Source organism: Pseudomonas fluorescens HK44 (genome assembly GCF_000217955.3).
In the GTDB taxonomy this organism is placed as follows: Bacteria; Pseudomonadota; Gammaproteobacteria; order Pseudomonadales; family Pseudomonadaceae; genus Aquipseudomonas; species Aquipseudomonas fluorescens_AQ.
On sequence record NZ_AFOY02000004.1, the window covers coordinates 363,822 to 386,053 of the forward strand.

At 57.6% G+C, this 22,232-nt stretch carries 19 protein-coding genes and 4 pseudogenes; 13 read left to right on the forward strand and 10 right to left on the reverse strand.

Going from position 1 to position 22,232, the window contains the following annotated elements:
* Positions 1 to 205: 205 nt before the first annotated feature.
* From HK44_RS03615 to HK44_RS03655, 9 genes are all read left to right on the forward strand, one after another.
* Entirely contained in the window at positions 206 to 1,906 is a 1,701-nt protein-coding gene (locus tag HK44_RS03615) for a sigma-54-dependent Fis family transcriptional regulator (RefSeq protein WP_031319303.1), read from the forward strand.
* Between the two features lie 260 nt (positions 1,907 to 2,166).
* Positions 2,167 to 2,421 carry a phenol hydroxylase subunit gene (locus tag HK44_RS03620; RefSeq protein ID WP_019689401.1) on the forward strand — a complete coding sequence of 85 codons (255 nt, stop codon included), beginning with the start codon at positions 2,167 to 2,169 and terminating at the stop codon, positions 2,419 to 2,421.
* 47 nt (positions 2,422 to 2,468) lie between these two features.
* Positions 2,469 to 3,464 (forward strand): aromatic/alkene monooxygenase hydroxylase subunit beta, encoded by a 996-nt coding sequence (locus HK44_RS03625; protein WP_019689402.1) that lies wholly within the window; start codon positions 2,469 to 2,471, stop codon positions 3,462 to 3,464.
* A complete protein-coding gene (locus HK44_RS03630; RefSeq protein WP_019689403.1) occupies positions 3,461 to 3,733 on the forward strand; it encodes an MmoB/DmpM family protein in 273 nt (90 codons plus the stop codon). The genes HK44_RS03625 and HK44_RS03630 overlap by 4 nt, the downstream gene beginning before the upstream one ends.
* Positions 3,734 to 3,786: 53 nt before the next feature.
* Entirely contained in the window at positions 3,787 to 5,343 is a 1,557-nt protein-coding gene (locus HK44_RS03635; protein ID WP_019689404.1) for an aromatic/alkene/methane monooxygenase hydroxylase/oxygenase subunit alpha, read from the forward strand.
* A 72-nt stretch (positions 5,344 to 5,415) separates the two neighbouring features.
* Positions 5,416 to 5,775 carry a phenol hydroxylase subunit P4 gene (locus HK44_RS03640; RefSeq protein ID WP_019689405.1) on the forward strand — a complete coding sequence of 120 codons (360 nt, stop codon included), beginning with the start codon at positions 5,416 to 5,418 and terminating at the stop codon, positions 5,773 to 5,775.
* A gap of 10 nt (positions 5,776 to 5,785) precedes the next feature.
* On the forward strand, positions 5,786 to 6,847 hold the full coding sequence (locus tag HK44_RS03645) for an NADH:ubiquinone reductase (Na(+)-transporting) subunit F (protein WP_019689406.1): 1,062 nt from the start codon (positions 5,786 to 5,788) through the stop codon (positions 6,845 to 6,847).
* 364 nt (positions 6,848 to 7,211) lie between these two features.
* Complete coding sequence (locus HK44_RS03650; RefSeq protein WP_033865260.1) at positions 7,212 to 8,426, forward strand: L-lactate MFS transporter; 1,215 nt, start codon at positions 7,212 to 7,214, stop codon at positions 8,424 to 8,426.
* Positions 8,423 to 9,976: a carbohydrate porin gene (locus tag HK44_RS03655; RefSeq protein WP_141651660.1), complete on the forward strand. Its 1,554-nt coding sequence runs from the start codon at positions 8,423 to 8,425 to the stop codon at positions 9,974 to 9,976. Before HK44_RS03650 ends, HK44_RS03655 begins: the two co-directional genes overlap by 4 nt.
* A gap of 9 nt (positions 9,977 to 9,985) precedes the next feature.
* On the opposite strand, the gene HK44_RS03660 is transcribed toward HK44_RS03655, so the two are convergent.
* The 7 genes and pseudogenes from HK44_RS03660 to HK44_RS30385 all read right to left on the reverse strand — a co-directional run.
* Complete coding sequence (locus HK44_RS03660) at positions 9,986 to 10,894, reverse strand: LysR family transcriptional regulator (RefSeq protein ID WP_019689409.1); 909 nt, start codon at positions 10,892 to 10,894, stop codon at positions 9,986 to 9,988.
* 22 nt (positions 10,895 to 10,916) lie between these two features.
* The gene (locus HK44_RS03665) at positions 10,917 to 12,212 is read right to left on the reverse strand and encodes an NAD(P)/FAD-dependent oxidoreductase (RefSeq protein ID WP_019689410.1); all 1,296 of its coding nucleotides are present in this window, start codon (positions 12,210 to 12,212) and stop codon (positions 10,917 to 10,919) included.
* 80 nt (positions 12,213 to 12,292) lie between these two features.
* Positions 12,293 to 12,751: a lipocalin-like domain-containing protein gene (locus HK44_RS03670; RefSeq protein ID WP_019689411.1), complete on the reverse strand. Its 459-nt coding sequence runs from the start codon at positions 12,749 to 12,751 to the stop codon at positions 12,293 to 12,295.
* Between the two features lie 11 nt (positions 12,752 to 12,762).
* A complete protein-coding gene (locus tag HK44_RS03675; RefSeq protein WP_019689412.1) occupies positions 12,763 to 13,527 on the reverse strand; it encodes an SDR family oxidoreductase in 765 nt (254 codons plus the stop codon).
* A gap of 531 nt (positions 13,528 to 14,058) precedes the next feature.
* Positions 14,059 to 14,334, reverse strand: a complete 276-nt coding sequence (locus HK44_RS03680; RefSeq protein WP_019689413.1) for a hypothetical protein — start codon at positions 14,332 to 14,334, stop codon at positions 14,059 to 14,061.
* Positions 14,335 to 14,496: 162 nt separating this feature from the next.
* Positions 14,497 to 15,702, reverse strand: a pseudogene (locus HK44_RS03685) (YfjI family protein); the annotation flags it as partial.
* A 172-nt stretch (positions 15,703 to 15,874) separates the two neighbouring features.
* Positions 15,875 to 16,489: pseudogene (locus HK44_RS30385) on the reverse strand (tyrosine-type recombinase/integrase); the annotation flags it as partial.
* 427 nt (positions 16,490 to 16,916) lie between these two features.
* Here HK44_RS30385 and HK44_RS29590 point away from each other — a divergent pair.
* Together HK44_RS29590 and HK44_RS03700 are read left to right on the forward strand one after the other, a co-directional pair.
* A pseudogene (locus tag HK44_RS29590) lies at positions 16,917 to 17,012 on the forward strand (hypothetical protein); the annotation flags it as partial.
* A gap of 44 nt (positions 17,013 to 17,056) precedes the next feature.
* Complete coding sequence (locus HK44_RS03700) at positions 17,057 to 17,695, forward strand: LysE family translocator (protein ID WP_019689417.1); 639 nt, start codon at positions 17,057 to 17,059, stop codon at positions 17,693 to 17,695.
* 321 nt (positions 17,696 to 18,016) lie between these two features.
* On the opposite strand, the pseudogene HK44_RS03705 reads toward HK44_RS03700, so the two are convergent.
* Positions 18,017 to 18,382: pseudogene (locus HK44_RS03705) on the reverse strand (GntR family transcriptional regulator); the annotation flags it as partial.
* A gap of 442 nt (positions 18,383 to 18,824) precedes the next feature.
* On the opposite strand from HK44_RS03705, the gene HK44_RS03710 reads away from it, so the two are divergent.
* Both HK44_RS03710 and HK44_RS03715 read left to right on the forward strand, forming a co-directional pair.
* On the forward strand, positions 18,825 to 19,448 hold the full coding sequence (locus tag HK44_RS03710; RefSeq protein WP_019689419.1) for a LysE family translocator: 624 nt from the start codon (positions 18,825 to 18,827) through the stop codon (positions 19,446 to 19,448).
* Positions 19,449 to 19,545: 97 nt separating this feature from the next.
* Positions 19,546 to 19,767: a carbamoyltransferase N-terminal domain-containing protein gene (locus HK44_RS03715; protein ID WP_024264729.1), complete on the forward strand. Its 222-nt coding sequence runs from the start codon at positions 19,546 to 19,548 to the stop codon at positions 19,765 to 19,767.
* A 145-nt stretch (positions 19,768 to 19,912) separates the two neighbouring features.
* Here the strand turns inward: HK44_RS03715 and istB are convergent, their stop codons facing one another.
* Positions 19,913 to 20,716, reverse strand: coding sequence for an IS21-like element helper ATPase IstB (gene istB, locus HK44_RS03720; protein WP_024264730.1), 804 nt, complete (start codon positions 20,714 to 20,716; stop codon positions 19,913 to 19,915).
* Positions 20,709 to 22,208, reverse strand: a complete 1,500-nt coding sequence (gene istA / locus HK44_RS03725) for an IS21-like element ISPpu27 family transposase (protein WP_141651662.1) — start codon at positions 22,206 to 22,208, stop codon at positions 20,709 to 20,711. Before istA ends, istB begins: the two co-directional genes overlap by 8 nt.
* Between the last annotated feature and the right edge of the window lie 24 nt (positions 22,209 to 22,232).

Genomic DNA, 22,232 nt, shown 5'->3' on the forward strand with positions numbered 1-22,232 from the left:
AGCTGTGCCAGGCTTGATGACGAATCCTGGAATACGAATAAGCTATTGAAAAAGCACAATAAAAATAACAGAACGGGTCTTGATCCGCGCCTTGGGCGAAGCCATCGAAGCAAGATTTCATGATTTGCGACATGCAGTTCAGCAAATCAGCAAATCCAGCCCGGATGCGCCGGTGATCAGCTCTAACCAGACATGCAGGTTCTTGATGCCTACTGCCCTCGATCCAAAGTTTCCAACCAGTCGTGACCTGGTCTCGCAAATCAGCTTCGATACTGACCAGGGTAAAATCTGGATGCAGGAGCAGCGCATGCTCCTGGTCCATAGCAGCCTGTTCGCCAACTTGCGCAAGGAGTTGATCAACACGTTGGGCATCCCCCGTGCCCGAGGTTTGATGATGCGCCTGGGCTACCATTCCGGGTGGCGTGATGCCAATCTCGCGCGAACGTTGCGCCCCGACCTTTCCACGTCGGATTCCTTTTTTGCAGGGCCGCAATTGGCGTTGATCAAGGGCATGGTGAACGTCAAACCATTGAAGCTGGAGTTCGATGTAGCCAAAGGAAGTTTCTACGCCGAGTTCCAGTGGCAGGATGCTTATGAAGCGGAACTGCACCTCAAGGAACACGGGCCTGTCAACGATCCGGTGTGCTGGCTTCTCACCGGGTACTCCAGCGGCTTTACCACCTATTACATGGGGCAAAGCATCTTCTACAAGGAGGTGGAATGCCTGGGATGCGGGGCCAGTCACTGCCGGATCGTTGGAAAGCCTGCCAACGAATGGGAGGACCGCGAAGAGATCGAACGGCTTCTGCAACCCGACTCGATGGCCGATGAATTATTGGCGCTGCAAAGCCAATTGAGCCATTTGCAGGATAACGTCCGTGACAATGCGGAACATGACGACCTGATTGCCAATTCAGTGGGCCGCTCGGCAAGTTTTCGCCAGGCCAGCAAATTGCTTCAGCGTGCGGCCTCAGGCCCGGTCAGCGTGTTGCTGCAGGGCGAAACCGGGGTCGGCAAGGAAATCTTTGCTCGTGGCTTGCATCTGCAGTCACCCAGGGCTTCAAATCCATTCATTGCCTTGAACTGTGCCTGTATCTCCCCCGAGCTGATAGAGGCTGAACTGTTTGGCGTGGAGAAAGGCGCCTACACCGGTGCAAACACCAGTCGTGAAGGCAAGTTCGAGCGGGCCAACGGCGGAACGCTGTTCCTCGACGAGGTGGCGGAACTGACGCCCCGCGCGCAGGCCGCGTTGTTGCGGGTGCTGCAGGAAGGTGAATTGGAGAGGGTAGGGGGGACGAACACGATCAGGGTCGATGTCCGTCTTGTGGCAGCCAGCCATACCGATCTCGCCGAGGCGGTCAAACTGGGCCGTTTCCGCGCGGACCTGTTCTACCGTCTCAACGTGTACCCGGTCTACATTCCCGCCTTGCGTGAGCGCAAGGAAGATATCCCGCTGTTGGTGGATCACTTCCTTGGCAAGTACCAGACCCTTTACAACAAGCGAATTTCGGGAGTGTCCGACAAGGCGATGCTGGCACTGATGGATCATGGTTGGCCAGGTAATATCCGCGAGCTGGAAAACATGATCGAACGGGGCGTTATCCTGACCGATAACCATCAAATGATAGACATGCACGGGCTGTTCTCGACGGTGCAAGAGCCAGGCCGGGCGCTGAATCAAATCGATACCAAGGGACATCTGAAGTCCACCCCTGCCCCGGAATCAGCCGATGTCGATCCGATTTGCGATGCGTTGCTCAGCGATGCCTTCAACCTCGAAGAGTTCGAGGCGCGTCTGCTGCGAACGGCGATGAAAAAAGTGGATGGCAACGTTTCCAAGGCAGCTCGGGTACTGGGGTTGACCCGTGCCCAGTTAGCTTATCGCCTGGAGAAAAAAGACAGTTGAACAGGCATTCCCCCGGCATCGCGAGTTGGCGGGGGGCGTCCTGGGCCGGATAGCGCAAATGCTGAAAAACGCTTCATCAAATGCTGAAAAGCGCTGGCCACGCAGTCTGCTGAACACCCGCCGCGGTCTCCATTCATCCTGTCAGATAAATAAAATAAATTGTTGTTAATCAACCACCTATAAGCACATCCCACCCCGACAATGGACTGTGGCACAGCCATTGCTCTGTTCTGCATCAGCCCCAACCAGGAGCCGGATGCATGAACCCATCACCCACTGCTTTCAACGATATGCCGCGCTACGTTCGCGTGCGCAGCTCCAGCTTTGATCCTTTCGTCGAATTCGACTTCGCCATTGGCGACCCCGAGCTCTACGTCGAGCTGGTACTGCCGCGATTGGCCTTCGAACAGTTCTGCACCCACAACCGCGTACAGCACATGAACGCGCAGATGTCCGCGGCCATCGATGCAGACATGCAGAAGTGGCGCTACGGCGAGGCAGACCCGAGCTATTGAGCCCTGGCACGTCGCCCCCTACAACAACAATGACAGGACGCACGCCCATGAGCGTTGAAATCAAGACGACTACCGCCCAGACCCTACGCAACACCTTCAGCCACACCCGTCGCCGGTTTGGCGACAAGGTCGCCAGTCGTTACCAGGAAGCCAGTTTCGACCTGGAATCGGCGACCAACTTTCATTACCGGCCGCTGTGGCAGCCGGACAAACTGCTCAACGATGCCACCCGCACCGCAGTGGTCATGGCCGACTGGTACGCGGTCAGCGACCCACGCCAGTACTACTACGGCGCCTATGTCCAGGCCCGGGCCAGGATGCAGGAAAACGCCGAGCACGATTACGCCTTTTGCGAAAAGCGCGACATGCTCGCCGGCCTGTCCAGCGCCAATATTCAGCTGATCAGCAAGCTCTTGTTGCCGCTGCGCCACGCCGAGATGGGCGCCAACATGAACAACAGCAACATTGCCGCCGACGGCTTTGGCACCAGCGTCACGCAGATGCACATGTTCCATGCCGTAGACCGTCTGGGCATCGCCCAGTACCTGTCGCGCATCGGCCTGATGCTCGATGACGGCGACGTGCTATTGCTGGCCCAGGCCAAACAGCAGTGGCTGAGTGATCCGGTGTGGCAGGGCATGCGCCGCTACGTCGAGGACACCCTGGTGGTGCGTGACTGGTTCGAATTGACAGTGGCGCAGAACCTGGTCAGCGACGGCTTGGTGTACCCGCTGCTGTTCCACAAGCTCGACGAGCAACTGTCGGCCAACGGCGCGGGCCAGGTCGGCATGCTGACCGAGTTCATGCGCCTGTGGTTTGCCGAAAGCCAGCGCTGGGTCGATGCGATGCTCAAGACGGTGATCAATGAAAGCGCGGCCAACAAGGACCTCGTGCAGGGCTGGATCGATCACTGGAGCCAGCGCTCGGTCGAGGCTCTGCAACCCTTGACTGCTTTGGGTCTCGATGAGTCGGCACTGGATACCGTATGCACTGAGTTCGCCGCACGTTTGAAAAAAATCGGCCTGACAGGAGCCAACGTATGACTTCCCTCGTTTACATCAACCTGCAAGACACCGATTACGCGCGCTCGATCGTCAGTGCCATTGTCCAGGACAACCCCCATGCCGAGATCCAGCACCAGCCCTCCATGATCCGCATCGAAGCCCGGGGCCGCCTGGATATTCGTCGCGACACGGTGGAGCAGATCACCGGCAGCCACTGGGATATCCAGGAAATGCTGATGTACGTGATCACCCTGGGCGGCAACGTGGTGGAAGAGGACGACAGCTTCTCCCTGCACTGGAGCAACTGATCGCCAGTCGCCATTGCGTGTTTGATCCATAACAAGAATTCGGGAGTGCCATCATGGCCGTGAAAAAACGCCTTAATGCCAAAGAGAAATACCGCTGCATGACCCGTGACCTGGACTGGGAGCCCAGCTACCAGACCCACGAGGATATCTATCCGCATGAGCGCTTCGAGGGCATCAAGATCACCGACTGGGACAAGTGGGAAGACCCGTTCCGCCTGACCATGGACAGCTACTGGAAATACCAGGCCGAGAAAGAGAAAAAGCTCTACGCGATCTTCGATGCGTTCTCGCAGAACAACGGCCATACCACGCTCTCCGATGCCCGTTATGTCAACGCGCTGAAGCTGTTTCTGTCGGGCATCACGCCGCTGGAATACCAGGCCTATCAAGGCTTCGCCCGGGTTGGCCGGCAATTCAGCGGTGCCGGTGCGCGGATCGCCTGCCAGATGCAGGCCATCGATGAACTGCGCCACGTGCAGACCCAGATCCACGCCATGAGTCACTACAACAAACACTTCAACGGCCTGCATGATTTTTCCCATATGCATGACCGCCTGTGGTTCCTCTCGGTGCCCAAGTCGTTCTTCGAGGACGCGCGCACGGCCGGCCCGTTTGAGTTCCTCACGGCGATTTCGTTTTCGTTCGAGTACGTGCTGACCAACCTGCTGTTCGTGCCGTTCATGTCAGGCGCGGCGTTCAACGGCGACATGGCCACGGTGACCTTCGGTTTCTCCGCGCAGTCCGACGAAGCCCGGCACATGACCCTGGGTCTTGAAGTGATCAAGTTCCTGCTCGAACAGCACGAAGACAACGTGCCGATCATCCAGCGCTGGATCGACAAGTGGTTCTGGCGCGGCTACCGCCTGCTGACGCTGGTGGGGATGATGATGGACTACATGCTGCCCAATAAGGTCATGTCGTGGTCCGAAGCCTGGGGTGTGTATTTCGAAGATGCGGGTGGCGCGTTGTTCAAGGATCTGGAGCGCTACGGCATCCGTCCGCCCAAGCACGTCGAGGAGGCCAAGATCGGCAAGGATCACGTCAGCCACCAGGCCTGGTCGATCTTTTACCAGTACAGCCAGGCGACCAACTTCCACACCTGGATGCCCACCGACGAAGAGCTGGACTGGCTGTCATCCAAATATCCCGACACTTTCGACAAGATCTATCGCCCGCGCTTCGAACACTGGCGCGCACTGCAAGAGAAGGGCGAGCGCTTCTACAACCCGACCCTGCCGATGCTCTGCCAGATCTGCCAGATCCCGCTGTCCTTCGGCGAGCCGGATGACCAGACCACGCTCAGTCATCGCAGCACCGAGCACGAAGGCGAGCGTTATCACTTCTGCTCCCAGGGTTGCTGCGACATCTTCGAATACGAGCCGACCAAGTACATCCAGGCCTGGCTGCCGGTGCACCAGATCCTGCAGGGCAACTGCGGTGGTGCCGATGTCGAGTCGGTGGTACGCGACTACTACAACATCAACCCTGGCCAGGACAACTTCGAATACCTCGGCTCCGCCGAACATCGACGCTGGCAGGACTGGCACCCCAACGACCGCAACAGCGCGCCGGCCACCCCGGTGGACCCGGACCTACTCAAGACCGGTTGAGCACTGACTTTGCGTGCCGAAGCAAGCCTGCGGGCTTGCTTCCCCAAACAGACAACAATAAGGAAAACGATCATGCCCGTGACTGCCATCGGAGCCTATGACGCACAACCCCTGGACCGCCAGGAAAATTTCCATGGCCTGCAACTGGTGTACCTGTGCTGGGAAAAACACCTGATGTTCTGCGCCCCGCTGACCTTCCCGCTGCCACCGGCGATGCTGTTCGGCGATTTCATCGAGCAGGTGGTCAAGCCCGCGATTGCCCAGCACCCGGATACGGCACGGATCGACTTCGGCCAGGCGCTGTGGCGCCTCAACGATCGGCCGTTCACCCCGGACAACGGCGCGAGCCTGATCGCCAACGGCATCGACCACAAGAGTCTGTTGCACCTCAATACCCCTGGCTTGAACGGCATTGCCGGCAGCTTCAACTGAGGACACAGCCATGAGCTACCAAGTAACCATCGAACCCACTGGCGAGCAGATCGAAGTGGAAGAGGGGCAGACCATCCTTCAGGCCGCGTTGCGCCAAGGCGTCTGGTTGCCATTTGCCTGCGGCCATGGCACCTGCGCCACCTGCAAGGTCCAGGTGCTGGAAGGCGAAGTGGATCTTGGCGCGGCCTCGCCCTTTGCGCTGATGGATATCGAACGCGAAGAAGGCAAGGTACTGGCGTGCTGCGCGATCCCGCAGAGCGACATGGTGATCGAGGCCGATATCGACGCGGACCCGGATTTCCTCGGCCATCCCGTCGAAGACTATCGGGCGGTGGTCAGCGCCCTAGTGGACCTGTCGCCGACCATTAAGGGCGTGCACCTCAAGCTTGATCGGCCGATGGCGTTCCAGTCCGGACAATACATCAACCTGCAACTGCCCGGGGTTGAAGGCACACGGGCCTTCTCGCTGGCCAACCCACCGAGCCGCGCCGATGAAGTCGAACTGCACGTACGCCGGGTCGACGGCGGGCGGGTCACCAGCAAGATTCACGACGATTTGAAGGTGGGTGATGCGGTGGAACTGTCCGGACCCTACGGCCAGTTCTTCGTGCGCACGTCTCAGCCTGGGGACCTGATATTCATCGCCGGTGGCTCCGGGTTGTCGAGCCCGCAGTCGATGATTCTCGACCTGTTGCAGGCCGGTGATACCCGCCAGATCGTGCTGTTCCAGGGCGCGCGCAACCGTGCCGAACTGTACAACCGCGAACTGTTCGAGGCACTGGCCCGGGACCACGCCAACTTCACCTATGTACCGGCCCTCAATCAGGCGGCGGAGGATCCTGAATGGACGGGGTACAAGGGCTTTGTGCATGACGCCGCGAAGCAGCATTTCGACGGTCGTTTCAGTGCCAACAAGGCTTATCTGTGCGGGCCGCCGCCGATGATCGACGCCGCCGTCACGTGCCTGATGCAGGGACGGCTGTTCGAGCGCGATATCTTCATGGAGCGTTTCTACAGCGCCGCCGACGGTGGTGATACCAGCCAGCGCTCGGCACTGTTCAAGCGAATCTGATTCAACCTCCAGCAAAACCGGGCGCTGCCGGCCTCGACAGCGCTTTGCCTGGCTTTTGCGAACAGCCTCCTACTCGATCACTGCCCCCGCCATGCCAGGCGCCACCTGCCATTCGAAGACCTATCGAAATTCGGTATGCGACATATAGCCGCGGATTGTTTTATGGAACTTTTGATAAGGCATAAGGTGCCGCTCACGATAAGCCCTGGCAGACAGTCTTGAGCGTCCTGCAAGGCACACATGGTCACACCTGTCAAACAATCGCGTCTGCCACTGAGCACAAGTTCAGGGGAGGGGAATGCTTTGAGCATGAATCCGCTCGATGTTTCAGGTGCCTGAAGGCAACATTGGAGAGGACGTCAACATGACAGCCAACCGCTGGATAAACATTGCCGCGGCAGTACTGATTTTACTGTGCACGGGTTCTATCTATGCCTTCAGCGTACTGGCAGGGCCCCTTGCCCTGGCACGAGGCTGGACGGCGCAAGATATCTCCCTGGCCTTCACCATCAGCACCGCTGTATGCCCGATCCCGATGATCATCGCCGGCAAGATCGTCGACAAGGGTTACGCGCGTGAAGCGATCCTGGTCGGTGGTGTCCTTTTTGGTCTGGCTTACGTGGGCATGGGCTATTTCTCTTCGCTGACAGGCTTGTACCTGGGCTATGGCGTGGTGGGCGGCGTGGGTATGTCGGTGGCTTATGCCGGTGCGCTGGGTAATGCGACGCGTTACTTCCCGGACAAGCGTGGCATGGCGACAGGTCTGGTCACGGCCGGCAATGGCGCGGCGGCGTTGATCTCTGCACCGCTGGCTCAAACCATGATTGACAGTCAGGGTGTGCTGTCGACCGTGCGCACACTGGGTATCGGTTTTATCGTAATCGCGGTCATCTGTGGCGTGATTTCTCGCACGGCACCTAACGACTACCGTCCAGCCGGATGGACGCCACCGGTCAAGACCGGCAAAGAGACGCCAATCTCCGACTGGAAACAGATGCTCGGCAGCCCGATGTTCTATCTGATGCTGAGCCTGATGGCAGCGGGTGCCGTGTCCGGCTTGATGATCGCCGCCAACGCCTCTCAAGTGGGGCAAAACATGTTCGCCATCACCTCGAGTGCAGCGGCGCTCTACGTGGGCTTCTATGCAGCGAGCAATGCGGCAGGTCGCTTTATCTGGGGCTCGGTGTCTGACCGGATCGGCTGTCCGAATGCCCTGGTGATCATTTTCATCCTGGTCGCGCTGATGTTGCTGTTGTTGATCAATGCGACATCAACCCTGGGCTTCGTCATTGCCATCTGTGGCATCGGCGTATCGTTCGGGGGCGTAATGGGGGTTTTCCCCTCTCTGGTTTCGCAGCGTTTCGGTGCCCGTTACTTCGGTGTCAACTACGGCATCATGTTTACCGGCTATGCCATTGCCGCCACGGTAGGTCCTCGTCTTGGCGCCTCGATGGCGGCCCAGAACAACGGCGATTTCAGCGACGCATTCAGCATCGCGATTGTCATTTGCCTGGTCGGAACCGCATTGGCCATCCTGCTGAGTCGCAACCTTTCCAACTGGAGCAAGGCTCAGGCTTGAAGGCGCCCATTATTCACCCGGTGCCGACCGGCGCGGGTGAACGGTTCAATCCAGTTCAGCGTTCTCCGTCTCACAGCTTCGGCTGCCTCCGGATATTTCGAGAATCAATCGTCATGCGTTTGTGTGTGCGTTCCCAGGCTGCGTTCAAGCCTCTTTCTTATTTGTTCATCTCGTTAGCGGCATCCAGTTGTATCCAGGCATGGGCGGAGCCGATGACCCTGGCCGACCCGTCAACCCAGGCAGCCCCAGTTCGCAAGGGGCTCGCCGACAATGGGCAACTGATGGGATCGTCGACGAAGCTTTTTTTTGAAGATGCGGCCGAAAAAGGGATGTATTTTCGTGCAGGATTCAATGAAGAAATCGCCGGCAACGTCACCGGTGGTCTACGCAAGGGCGTAACGGCCTCCGAGTACGCCACCGTCGGTATGGATCTTGATCTGCAAAAAATGCTGGGATGGAACCAGGCCGCGCTGCACTGGACGGTCATTGCCTTGCACAGCAAAGGTTTGAACACCGAGTACATTGGCGGTGGCGTCGACTCTCAGGAAAACTTCGCGCCTTTCAATCTGGTGCGGTTCCTGAACCTGACACTGGAACAACGATTTTCCCTGCTCCATGACAATGACCTGAATGTGATCGTCGGGCGCATGGGTGCATTGCCTTATTTTGCTCAGTCCGAACTCACCTGCCAGTTCATGAGTCATGCCTTCTGCGGCGTGCTGTACGGCTTCCCGCAAAGTACGGGAACCGCAGTGGCGCCGGTGTCGTCATGGGGTGGGCGCGTCAAGTTCAGCCCTGCCCCCCGAACCTATGTGCAGGCAGGCGCGTTTGTGGCGGATGACACGACCTTCGACGATCGCACCGGTTTGTTTGATCTCGGTACCCAACATATCCACGGCACCAATTACCTGGCCGAGACGGGCTATGAGACTCACTTCAATGATGAAGTAAAGCCTCGTTACTACCGTTTAGGGGTGTCCTATCTGGATGCCCGGCGTAACGATGTGTTGCTCAACACCGAAGGGCAGGAGCGCTGGAGGCATGGAGGCAGTCCCAAGACCCAGCGAGGTGAAACGGCCATTTACCTGACAGGAGGACAAGTCCTGCTACGTCCTGATGCCTCATCGCGGCGTAACCTCGCGGCCTTTGGCAGTGTCTATTACAACTTCGACGACTCCGAGGCGATTCAATACACGGTCAAGGGCGGGCTGGTGAAAACCGGCACCTTCGAAGGTCGCGACGAGGACACGATCGGGCTGGCCGTTTCACAAATCCGCTTCAGCGGCAAAGAGGTCGATTATCTTTCGGGCATGCGAAGCGTGGGGGGCGGTCACTCCAACGTTTCTTCCCATGAAGAAATTGTCGAGTTGAACTATGGGATTCATGTATCGCCGGGGGTGGTGGTGCTACCCAACATCCAGTACACCTTCAATCCTGACACTCGGTACACCCCGACGTCGCCTCAGGATATTCCCAATACGCTGGTACTCGGGCTGCAACTGAACATCAGCCTGGACAAGTTCTTTGGCCTGCCGCACATGATGTACTGAGCAACACTATTAAACCGATGCAATCTCGAGGATCAGTTCCCTGAGCCAGGTGACGCCGGGGTCATAGTGGTTTCGGGGGTGCCAGGCTACGCTCAAAACGTACTCGGGTACGGTGAACGGTAGCTCAAAAAGATCCAGGCCATCAGCGAAGTGGACAAGCAGCGAAGCGGGCAGGGTGCACACTAGATTGCCGCTTTGCAGCGTCCTCGGTACGAGCGACAGTTGGGGGAGGGTGACGAATACGTTGCGGCTGCGTTGCAAAGTCGAAAGGTATTCGTCCATGTAGCCTTGCGGGTTGCCGGTGTCGCTCGATACCAGCAGGTGCTGAAGTGAGCAATACGTCTCGAGATCCAGCGGCGCCAAGCCTCTTGGATGGCCTTGGCGTTGAGCCATGACGAAGCCACTGCGAAAGAGCGTTCGGCTTTTCATGTTTTGAGGAATCAAACGCACGTCATCGATCAACAAATCAATCTCGCCGCGTTCAAACTGTGTCGCAATCTGGTCCTTCTGTGGCTGGCCAAAAATGAAGCGCAGCGTTTGCGGGGAAAAGGTTTGCAGTTTGGTCAGCAAAGGGGTGCCCAGTGCGATCATGGCATTGTCGCTGGCGGCTATATTGAACAGTCGCGAGTCCAGCTTCGGGTCAAAACTGGGCTGAAATCTGACCAATTGCTTGAGGCCTTTCAGCGCCGTGCTCAGCGGCTCCTTCAGCGAATGTCCCATGGCCGTGGGCGTCATGCCCCGGCCTCGTTCGGCAGGCATCAGCAGGGGATCGTTGAACGCCAGGCGCAACCGGGCCAACTGGGCAGACAGGGCCGGTTGACTAATGTTCAAGCGTTGGGCCGCATGCGTGACATTGCACTCCTGGAGCAAGACCTCGAGGGAGACTAGGAGATTCAAATCGATATCGCTCAGTTCCATGCGCCTCTCCAGTAACAATGCTTCAGTGCAACTTCATTCTTGGATTGGTCTTGCGCCCGATGCGATCGCTGAGCATCAGCAAGCCGGTGCGGAACATACCGTAGAGCGCCATCTGGTGCATGCGGTACAGCGAAATGTAGAACATTCGCGCCAACCAGCCTTCTACTTTCACGCTGCCCATCAAACTGCCCATCAGGTTGCCCACGGCACTGAATTTCGCCAGCGAGACCAGCGAACCGTAGTCCTTGTACTGGTAGTCGGCGATGGGTTTTCCTTCCAGCCGATTCTTGAGGGAAGTGGCCAACAGCGTTGCCTGCTGGTGCGCGGTTTGTGCCCGTGGTGGTACGTTTTTATCGCTGCCATCGCCCATTGGGCAAGCTGCGCAATCACCCAGGGCAAAGATGTTTTCGTCGCGGCTGGTTTGCAGATTTTGCTTGACCACCAATTGATTGATTCGATTGGTCTCAAGACCATCGATGTCCTTCAGGAAGGCCGGCGCGCGGATACCCGCGGCCCAGACTTTCAAGGTCGCCGGAACGAAGGTGCCATCGGCGATGACCATGCCATCATCCGTGATTGCCTTGACCGGTGATGAGGTGCGCACCATGACACCGAGCTTTTCCAGTTCACGCAGTACGGCCGAACCGATGCGCTCAGGCAGGGCGGGCAACACTCGGGGGCCGGCTTCGATCAGATTGATCCGCATGTTCTGCGGCTCGATGCTGTTGAGTCCGTAAGCGGCCAATTCCTGTGCAGCATTGTGCAGCTCCGCCGCCAGTTCGACACCGGTGGCGCCCGCGCCGACAATGGCCACATTGAGGTGGTCGCCCGTTTCCTGGCGCGCATGGGCGCTGAGATAGTGACTCAGCAGTTTGCGGTGCAGGTTCAGGGCCTGTTTGGGGTCATCGAGGAAAATGCAGTGCTCGGCGGCGCCTTTTGTACCAAAGTCATTGGTCACGCTGCCCACGGCAATGACCAGGCTGTCGTAGCTCATCGTGCGTGCAGGCACCAGCTCATTGCCTTGTTCATCGAGCGTCGCCGAAAGGCTGATCCGCCGGGTCTCGCGATCCAGCCCGTTGAGCCGGCCAATCTGAAACTCGAAGTGATTCCAGTTAGCCTGGGCCACGTAGTTGAGTTCGTTGTCAGTGCTGTTCAATGACCCCGTGGCCACCTCGTGCAGCAACGGTTTCCAGATGTGCGTCAGGTGCGCGTCGACTAATGTCACGCGTGCCTTGCGCTTCTTGCCCAGGGTGCGACCGAGTCGGGTGGCCAATTCCAGCCCGCCGGCACCGCCACCCACAATCACTATTCGGTGCATTACGAAAACCACTCTAAATATTCACTGACTGCCCTCGGGAGGGCAGCCGGCGATGAAAAAAAACGTGCGGGGCGCTACCGTTATTCAGGTTTGGCGCGGTGCCATACCAGTTTCGAATTGACGGTCTTGCCTTTGGAATTGATGGGGCTTGCAGTGCCCAGGGTCAGGACGTCACCTTCCAGGCTCACGACGCGAGGCTGGGTCTGGCCCATCCAGTTGGGGAACAGCGAGATGAACATGCTGTGGGTCAGGGTGCGTTTTTCTTCATCGACCTTGAACGGGCCGGTGTAGGCGATATAGGTAGAACCAGCGGCTTTGTATTCTTCCAGGGTGCCTTCGTAGAAGTCATTGATGGCGAAGTTATCGCGGCCTTCTGGCTTCATCAGTTGCGCGGACATGTAGCCGTCCGGCGTGTACATGATGATGCCCATTGGCTTCTCGCCCATCGGATAAAAAGGTTCGGAACCGTCTACCGGTGTTTCGACATAGGAGTTCAGTTTCCAGGCGCCGATCAATTGGTCGCGCAGTTTCATGCTCATGGTCTTTATCCTCAGGAAGTGTGTTGCATGTCGCAGTCGATCGGCAGCATCTGACCGGAAATCGACTCACCGCTTGGCGAGGCGAGGAAGAACGCCAGATCGGCGATATGGTTCGGGTTGACCAGGTGCTTGATCGATTGGGTGCCCAACGCCGCAACAGTCTCTTCTTCGATGCTCCGACCGCTCAGTTGCGCACGGCCCTTGAGCACGTTCTGGAAGCGTGGGCCATCTACGGCGCCCGGCAGAATGGCGTTGACGCGAATATTGTCGGCGCCCAGTTCGATCGACAGGGTCTTGGTGAACCCGATCAGGCCCCACTTGGTCGTGGAATAGGCGCTGCGGTTCGGGTAACCGAAACGGCCCGAGACCGAGGACATGTTGATGATCGAACCAGCAGCGGATTTCTTCAGGTGAGGAATCGCGAAGTGGGTCACGTTGAACGTGCCATTGAGGTTGATTTGCACGACCTTGGCCCAATCAGCCGGATCCAGCTGATCTACCGGCGCGGTAGGTCCGGCGATACCGGCGTTGTTGATGAGCACGTCCAACCCGCCCAGGGTTTGAGCTGCCAAGGCCACCATTTTTTCAATGTCAGCGAGACTGGATATGTCGCACAGCGTGGATTTCACGCCTGGAAAGTCCACTTCGAGCCTTGTTAAACCATCGGCATCAATGTCGCAAACAAAAACCTTGGCGCCTTTGGCCATGAACGCTTGGACAATGGCACGGCCGATACCGCCGGCACCTGCTGTAATAAGAACACGTTGCACAGTCATGCTTAGTCTCCTGTTCAAGGAATAGCCGAGCCAAAGGGGCCAGGCGCTGTTTGTTTATCTGATGGATTAACAATAGCCCCCCTAATGCAATCAGTGAAATCTATGATTGAGATACGACATATAAGCAGTTTGCATAGGTTATCTATACGGAAAAGAGTGCGAACCTCGCACGCGGCCAATGACTGCTTTTGGTCGATTCTGTTGAAAAAGTCGGCTTATATTCCACGACAGAAAAGTACGCGTCTGAGATTGAAATCTGTGTTTTGCGCAGTAGGTTCAAGTGCTCAGATTTGACGTAGCAGCGTGCAAAAACGGCGTTTTCACCGTTCAATACATGGCTAGCCAAGCCGGGTCGACTTTTTCAACACAATCGGTCGTTTTCGGCCTGTCACGACTAACCGGTTTGGGTTGTTTTTTGCCTTTGTGGCGGTGTTTTCGAGTGGATTCATTCACCAAGAAAATATCCACACTGAGATAGTTGAAGGCGGACAAGTGAGACTGGAGGGCCACCTACCCACGACTAGTCGAGCGTCAGATCGGCAATTCTCGGCCGTTCCCTAATCGTTTCCAGACCAATAGGGCGGTAAGTCGGTAGTAATACCGGGTGGCGTCGGAGTGGTCTTTCAGGTGCTGAGTGAGAAACCAGCGCACATGCTTGAGCTGCCAGGTCCAGGGATTGTCTCGCTGCCATCGCTGTTGAATGGCCGCTTGCATGATTCGGGCTTGCCGCAGATGGCGTTGCTGCGTGACCTGCGAGCCGGTCAGTACACCGCTCAGGAACAGCGCCATATCGAAGGGTTTGTTCACGCTCGACCTCCAATGTAGGCCGACACCACATCGATCCGGTTATGCCCGAGCTCATGACTGATCTGTTGCCGCGCCTGTCGATCAGGATCGCTTCGCGCAGGCGCATACCGGTTGTTCGGGCCAACAGGATAATCACGGCCACCCGGTCGTGTTGCTGTTCGCCCAGCGCAGCAGTCGATCCGCTTCCTCGCGTCGGCTATTGACCGGCTCCTGTTCGGTCAGGCGCTGAATCTCGGCCAGGTAGTAATCCATCAACGTGGAGGCGCGCTGGATGTGTGCTTCGTCCAACGCACTGGCCTCTTCAACCATGGCCAGCACGCCCGCGATACGCAGTACATTCGCCGCGGCCTTGCCCGCGACAGGTTGGACGCCGGCCAGCTCGCCGAACTCGCCAGACTGGCACTCGATGGTGTCGTGAATATCAATCCAGGCCCGACGAGCGCGGGGAGTCAGCTCCAGCGTGGGGGGATTGAGTGAGCCATCCTTGTGAAGCGACCAGGGCTTTTGCAGCAGGGCGGTGATCCGCTGTTGGTAGCGCTGGACGTTGGCATCTCGGGTCAGGTCGATCGCCTTGTAGAGTCGCTGGCCGGCCAGGCGCTCGGGCCAACTGATCAGGCAACGGCCGAGGATGCCTTGGCCATTGATCACCGGGTCTTTGAACAGTTGGTTGGCCAGGTAGGGCTGCAGCATCAGGTGCAGGCTGAGGCGGCGATCATAGGCGCGCAGGCTTTCTCCGGCCATGGAGCGGGCCCGGTCGATCGGGCTGCCATCCCACAGCATCGACAAGGTGGTGATTGCCTTGAGCAGATTCTCTTTGCTCATGGTGCTGCTACCCAAAAATTGGCCACCTTCATCATTGAACAAGCCCATGCTGGGCAAGCCATGGCACAGGCTTTTGACAAGGGCCTCAATGGTGGGCTCGGCAATGATCAGTCTCGGTGGTACCGGCTCGGACAGCTCGCCGCCTTCCGCCCCGGAGATTGTCTTTGAGGTTTTGGGTTTGGCCATGATGCTGGTAGCGGCGCGATAGGCTTTGAGCTTTTCCTCATACAGGGTCCACTGCTGTCGTTCCCACTCGCGCGCCGCCTTCAGTGCCAGGTGATCCACCGCGCTTTTGCGATCACCCGAAGACGCCACCGTCAGTAGGTAGAGGGACAGCGGATAGGTTCGACCGTCGAGTTGGACATTGGCATGACCCTGGCTCACCAGGGCAGCGCTGGCCAGCACCGATTGCGCGGCCATGGCGCAGGGCACGCCGATCACCTCGGCCAGTCGTTCGACCGCAGGGCCCAACAGATCCCCGAGTGCTTCGACCGGGTACCCTTGCTGCCACGTCGATCTCTGCCCACGTCGATTCAAGCACCTCACTGGTTCGGCAGGCAGTCAGGATGGTAAAGCGCAATGCTTTAGAGCTCAGATCATTTGCTTTCCCAAGGGGCGCCATGAAGGCGGGAAGCTCTGTCCACGACATTGCTGCGTGATGTTTCACAGCTCGCACTTTTGCGCGAGGTGGTAGCAGTTTGTCCAGGTGTCCACGCCATCGCGCGGGGTTTTCTCCATCGCGCAGCCCTCTGGCCTTTGCTGCATCGAGTACCAGTTCGATACGGTTTCGCAAACGGCTGGCGGTTTCGGGTATTACTGTCCAAATCGGTTTGAGGATTTTCAGCACATGCTCAATGCCTATTTCCTGCGTCGGAAGATCGCCTATGACCTTGAACGCATAAGTCGCCAGAGTGTTCTCCCACTGCTGGGCATGCTTGGCATTTTTCCAGCCCGCCCTGTGGGCAGCAATGTAGTCGAGAGCAACCTCTTTGAAAGTGGTTGCTTTGGCCCTGGCTGCATCCTGAGCTAAACGTTCAGCTTCTTTCTCCAGCCGTTGCCGTTCCATCTCCTCATCCCGACTGGTAAGCGGATCGACGCCAGACTTACTCAGCTTTCTGGCTTCTGCTGCTTTCTCACGAGCTGCCGCAAGACTTACTTCGGGGTGCCTGCCCAGTCCCATGTCTCGGCTCTTGCCAGCAAGCTTGTAGCGGAAGATCCAACTTGCCCCACCGGTACGGCCGAGTTTCAAGTAGAGGCCGTCACCATCGTTGGTCATTCCGGGGAGCCCCGATCTGACTATTTTTTCTACCGCTTTCGTCGTCAGAGATGCCATCACTCACTTCCTCTTTGAAAGGATGATGACTCAATCTAAATGAATGCCAGCCCATACTCCAGCCCATACCTTGGACCCTGGCTTCCCGTAGTCACGCCTGGACCACAAAAGAAAATATCTACGTCAACTGTATGTTTTTATGGAGGTTTTATAGATCTTCTTGAGCGTCGCTGGACTTATAAATACGCTAAAATAGCGGACTCCTTCACCGCCACATTTAAACTTAAAGGCCCCATTTATGGGGCCTTTTTGCATTCTGCAGTTTCTGTTCCCCACCCTCTCGTTCAGTCTATTGAGCGTACTGACAAGCCAGCTTTCGAGATCATCCAAACCCAATCTGGATACGAACGGGCACAAAGGACCAGGCTCTCCAAAAAACTCGACTCCATGCAGCAGATGTTCGATCTCTTCGATGATCGTCACCCCCTACATCACCGCTAACAAAAACTCGGTGCCCAACGACCCGCGCTCACCGTTCGTGACTTCTGGGTTGCGCATCGGTAGCCTAGCCATCATCATTCGAGCTATCGCCATCGAGCGGATCTCCAGAGGACAAAGGACTGCCCCATGATTCCCACTCAAGACTTAGTCGTGTTCGTTGCTGCCGCGCTGCTCATGGTACTCACGCCCGGGCCGAACATGATCTACCTGATTTCCCGCTCGATCTGCCAGGGCCGCAGGGCTGGCATCACCTCTTTGCTGGGGGTGGTGGCGGGTTTCTTCGTGCATCTATTTGCCGCCGCCGCAGGTTTGACGGCAGTGTTCCTCGCCGTACCGATGGCTTATGAAGTGCTGAAGTGGGCCGGTGCGCTGTACCTGGGGTGGCTGGCCTGGCAAGCGCTCAAACCTGGGGCCCGCTCGCCGTTCGAGGCCCAGCAACTGCCGCCGGACTCGTCGAAGAAACTGATCCTGATGGGGTTTCTCACCAGCGCCCTGAACCCGAAAATCGCGGTGTTCTACCTGTCGGTGTTTCCCCAGTTCATCAACCCCGAGCACGGTTCAGTGTTCACCCAGAGTATCGTCCTCGGGTTGACCCAGATCAGCGTAAGCTTTTCGGTCAACCTGCTGATTGCGCTGTTCGCCTCCGGGATTGCCGCGTGGTTCGTCCACAACCCATTGTGGCTGGCGGTGCAGCGCTACTTTATGGGGTTTGTGCTGGCGGGGCTCGCGGTACGTTTAATGCTCGAGCAGCATCGTACCGCGTGATTTTTTGATCGTCCCCACGATCCAGGTGCACACCCTGTCTGCGATTTAAAAAAGCCCTGTCTCTCAATGAGAGACAGGGCTTTTTTCGGCGCTGTTCCCAACAAATCCTTCCCGGGAAAATCCGCGGCGAAAGCCGTTTTGTCGGAGATTGCGCCCCCGTCTTCGACGCCGCGCTGTCGCGCAGCAAACACGGTCCCGCTTCTGCCCGGAGGGCGAGCTGACTTGTCTGCAATAAGGGCCGCAGGACCTTCTTACGGTGATGAATTCACCATTTTTGCCAGCGCTTCGGTCGAGCGCGCCCCGGACCGATCGCAGGCGGTCGTCGGGCATGCCGCAACCCAGCTGCACGACGCTGGCGCTTTGTTCGAAGCGCATCAGCTCCTGCACCATGTCCCACTGGGAAATGTCCACCGGCCGCAAGGTCGGGCGGCCCATCTACGACAGTTCCGGCATGCGTCGGCCGGTCGGCACGAAGTAACCGGACTTGGGGCGCGGCATTGCCAGCCCCGAACATTCAAGTACGCGATAGGCCTGTTGCACGGTGGTCAGGCTGACGCGGTGTTCCTGGCTTAGCGTGCGCACAGAGGGCAGGCGCTCGCCTGGCCCATAAAGGCCCTGCTCGATGTGGCTGCTGAAGAATTCGGCGAGGTTCAGATGAGAGTCATGGCTCTGACTGTAGCGCGTCATCTGTAGCTTAAGAAGCTACAGATTGGACTTGTTTTGAAGTATTTTTCGCCAAAAAAAGCCAACTGTATTAAAAAAAATAGCCGGCGCTGTATCTGCAATACACCCAGATACCTTGGGATGATAGTTCTCCTAGGGTGCACGAATGTCCAGTCAAGACGTTAGTCGCAAAATTCCAAGGCGGCACCCCATGTCTTGGGAAAAATCCTACAAATTCAGACGTCTGGCAGCAGCTTAGAACGCTTCCGGTACATGGTCAGCGATTACCAATGAGGATGAAGGCGGCATGACGGCAAGGATGACACTCACTCCGCAGATGGCTGAAAAAGCCTGCCGTTGGACATCCGGCGGCTGGATTTGAACGAGCCATTTGGGGGCCTGGACGTGTCGGTCGACGTCCGTCGGCGCGGGACGCTGGAAGATTACCGTTGATAAGGGCGTGACGATGCAAACCCTCGATTACTACTCGATCATTTTGTTTGTCATCGCCACCTGCGTCACGCCGGGGCCTAACAACGTCATGTTGATGTCGTCGGGAGCGAACTTTGGCATCGGGCGCACGATGCGCCATGTGGCGGGGATCAACATCGGTTTTCCATTGATGCTGATTGCCGTCGGGGCGGGGGCCGGGGCGATTTTTCGACAGTACCCCAGGCTTCACGATGTGTTGCAGGTGGTGGGTGCGCTGTACCTGTTGTACCTGGCCTACCAGATCGCCAGCGCGCCGACAGTGGACCTTAACGACAAGTCTGGAAAGCCCTTGGGCTTCACCCGTGCGGCATTGTTTCAGTGGGTCAACCCCAAGGCTTGGGTGATGGCGGTGGGTGCGGTGTTGACGTATACCTCGCCGGTCGATGCCTACGGTTTTCAGATTTTGCTGATCGCGCTGCTGTTCTTTTTGTTCGGCTCGCCGTGCTCGATGGTCTGGGTGTTTTTTGGGCAATACCTGCGGCGCTTCTTGACTCACCCGCAGCGTTTGAAGGCGTTCAATATCACCATGAGCCTGGTGCTGGTGGTGTCATTGATACCGGTATTGAAAAGCTTGCCGTTCGGCGAGTGGTGGTCTTGAAGGTGTTTATAAAAGCAAGAGTTACCGAGACGCCAGTAGATGTGTTGGCGAAAGGGATTCCATGTATTGGCATGATGCCAAGAGGATGCTCGTTTAAATGGCTATTTACGTTTTAGCGATCTCTGCCTTCTATCACAACAGTGCTGCCGCCTTGGTGAAAGAGGGTGTCCCGGTTGCAGCTGCCCAGGAAGAACGTTTCACCCGCGTGCGGCACGATGCGGCATTTCCGGCCCAGGCGATTCAGTATTGCCCTGATGCCGAGGGTATTACCCTGGATGACCTGGAGGCCGTGGTCTTGTCGGCGCTGATTGAAAACTGACCCACCCTGCCGATTGAAAATTGACCCAGGGCGGATTGCTGATTTGGCATCAGCAATTGTGGATAAGCTTAGCAGTCGTGTCCCGGTGGAAAAGGCATTAAGCCCCACCGCATGTGGGCATGCGGCAGGGTATTTTCGGTGCGGATCAAAACAACTCATCGTCCTCGGCACCATCCTCGTCTTTGCGCTTTCGTTCACGTGATTTGATCTTCGTCTGGGCGACCAAGCTGCTGTGTTGCAGGCGGTAGGACTCGTTGCCCGTTTCGACGATGTGGCAGTGGTGTGTCAGCCGATCCAGCAACGCCGTGGTCATCTTGGCGTCACCAAACACACTCGACCATTCCGAGAAGCTGAGGTTGGTGGTGATCACCACGCTGGTGTGCTCGTACAGCTTGGACAGCAAGTGAAATAACAGGGCACCACCGCTCTGACTGAAAGGCAAATACCCCAGTTCATCGAGTATCACCAGGTCTGTGCGTAACAGCCCTTGAGCGATGCGGCCCGTCTTGCCGTCGTACTTTTCGCGCTCCAGCAGATTGACCAGATCCACCGTGGAGTAGAAGCGCACGCGTTTGTGATGTGTCGTGATCCCGGACACGGCCAAGGCGGTGGCGAGGTGTGTTTTGCCTGTTCCAGGCCCGCCGATGAATACGACATTCTGCGCGGTATCGGTGAACTCCAGGTTGGACAGATCCCTGACCAAGCGAGCGTCTGCGCTGGAAGCGCTAAAGTCGAAGCCGGCCAAATCACGATGCATGGGGAGTTTGGCCATGTTCATCTGGTGGTTCACTGAGCGCACCGCTCGATCCGCATGTTCTTGTTGGAGAAGATGCTCAAGTAGCCATTTCGACGAGGTCGTTGAGGCTTCGCCTTGCGAGGCCAGTTCTTCCCAGGCGCTGGCCATGCCATGCAGACGCAGTTCTTTGAGTTCCGCCATAAGATCACGCATTGCGAGTCTCCTCATCGGTGGTACGGAGCCGGTCGTAGCGTGCCGTATTGGCGACAGGCGCTATCTTGAGTTGCAGGCTGGTTTCGGCGGACGGAGGGGCTGCTGTCGATGTCAGTCGAGCCAGGACATTCAGGATGTGGTCAGCACTCAAGCTGCCTGATTCAAGTACCAACTCCACAGCCACCAACACGGCATCGAGCCCGGCGATGGGGACAGCCGCCAGTACCTGCGTCATGATTCGATCACCATTGGTGTGACGCCTCAGACCGCGTTTTAGCAGTTGCAAAGGCTTCGGCAGATCAGCAAACGGAGCGCCATTGCGCAGCGCTCCGGGCTTGCGCTCGATAAGCGGGATGTAATGCTGCCAGTCGAAACTGACCTGATCTCGATCAAACAGGCGCTCGTGACTGGCAATCGTCGTTTCATCGGCGATGACAACCACCCGAGAAGGATACAGACGGCTGCTGACCCATTGGCCGACCCGCTCACACGGCACCGAATAGCGATTTCGCGCCACGCTGATCAGACAGGTGCTGGAGACCCGAACGGTGCGCTCGACGTAGCCATCAAAGGCAGTCGGCATGGGCATCATTTCCACCCGTTCCAGTTCCAGGACGTCCGCCACGGTCAGCCCGTTGTACTGCGGGTGCACCAGTTCGTCCCAGAGCGCACGGCAGCGTTGGCCGAGCCAGGCATTCAATTCCTCGAAGGTGTGGAACATGCAGTTTTGAGCATCGAGCCAGATGCGCCGTCGGCTGTCTTGGACGTTCTTTTCAACGATGCCTTTTTCCCAGCCGGAGGCCACGTTGCAGAAGTCCGGGTCGAACAGGTAGTGCGCGCACATCACGGCAAACCGGGCATTGACCGTGCGCCCCTTACCCTTGTTGACCTTGTCGACAGCGGTCTTCATGTTGTCGTAGATGCCGCGACGCGGCACCCCACCTAACGCGCCAAACGAGCGGGTATGGGCATCGAACAACATCTCGTGGCCTTGGCTGGGATACGCAACCAACCAAAATGCGCGACTGGCGCACAGCTTCATATGGGAGACCTGGATGCGTCGGAACAGGCCGCCGATCAGCAGACCTTCTTCGCTCCAGTCGAATTGAAAGGCCTCCCCGAGTGCAAAGGTCAGCGGCACAAAGGCCCGTAAAGACTTGCCTTGCTCGCCGCGCCACGAGCGTATGAAGGCGGTGAGCTGGCTGTAGCCGCCGTCGTACCCCTCGGCCTTGATCTGTTCGAAGAGTGCTTTGGCACTTCTGCGATTGTGCTTTGCCCGAAACGAATCGGCCTTGAGCGCCTGCTCCAGCGTCTCGTGAAATGGACTGAGTTTGTTGAAGGTTGCGCACCGTTGGTACGCCGGCTGGGTGGCTTCGGGTGCTCTGACCCATTTTCGGATGGTGTTTCTCGACAGCCCGGTACGCTTGGCTATCTGGTGCAGCGAGAGCTTGTCGCGGAAGTACATCCGCCGGATTTTTCCCAACATTTCCATGCTGATCACCCTGTGTTCTCCTGC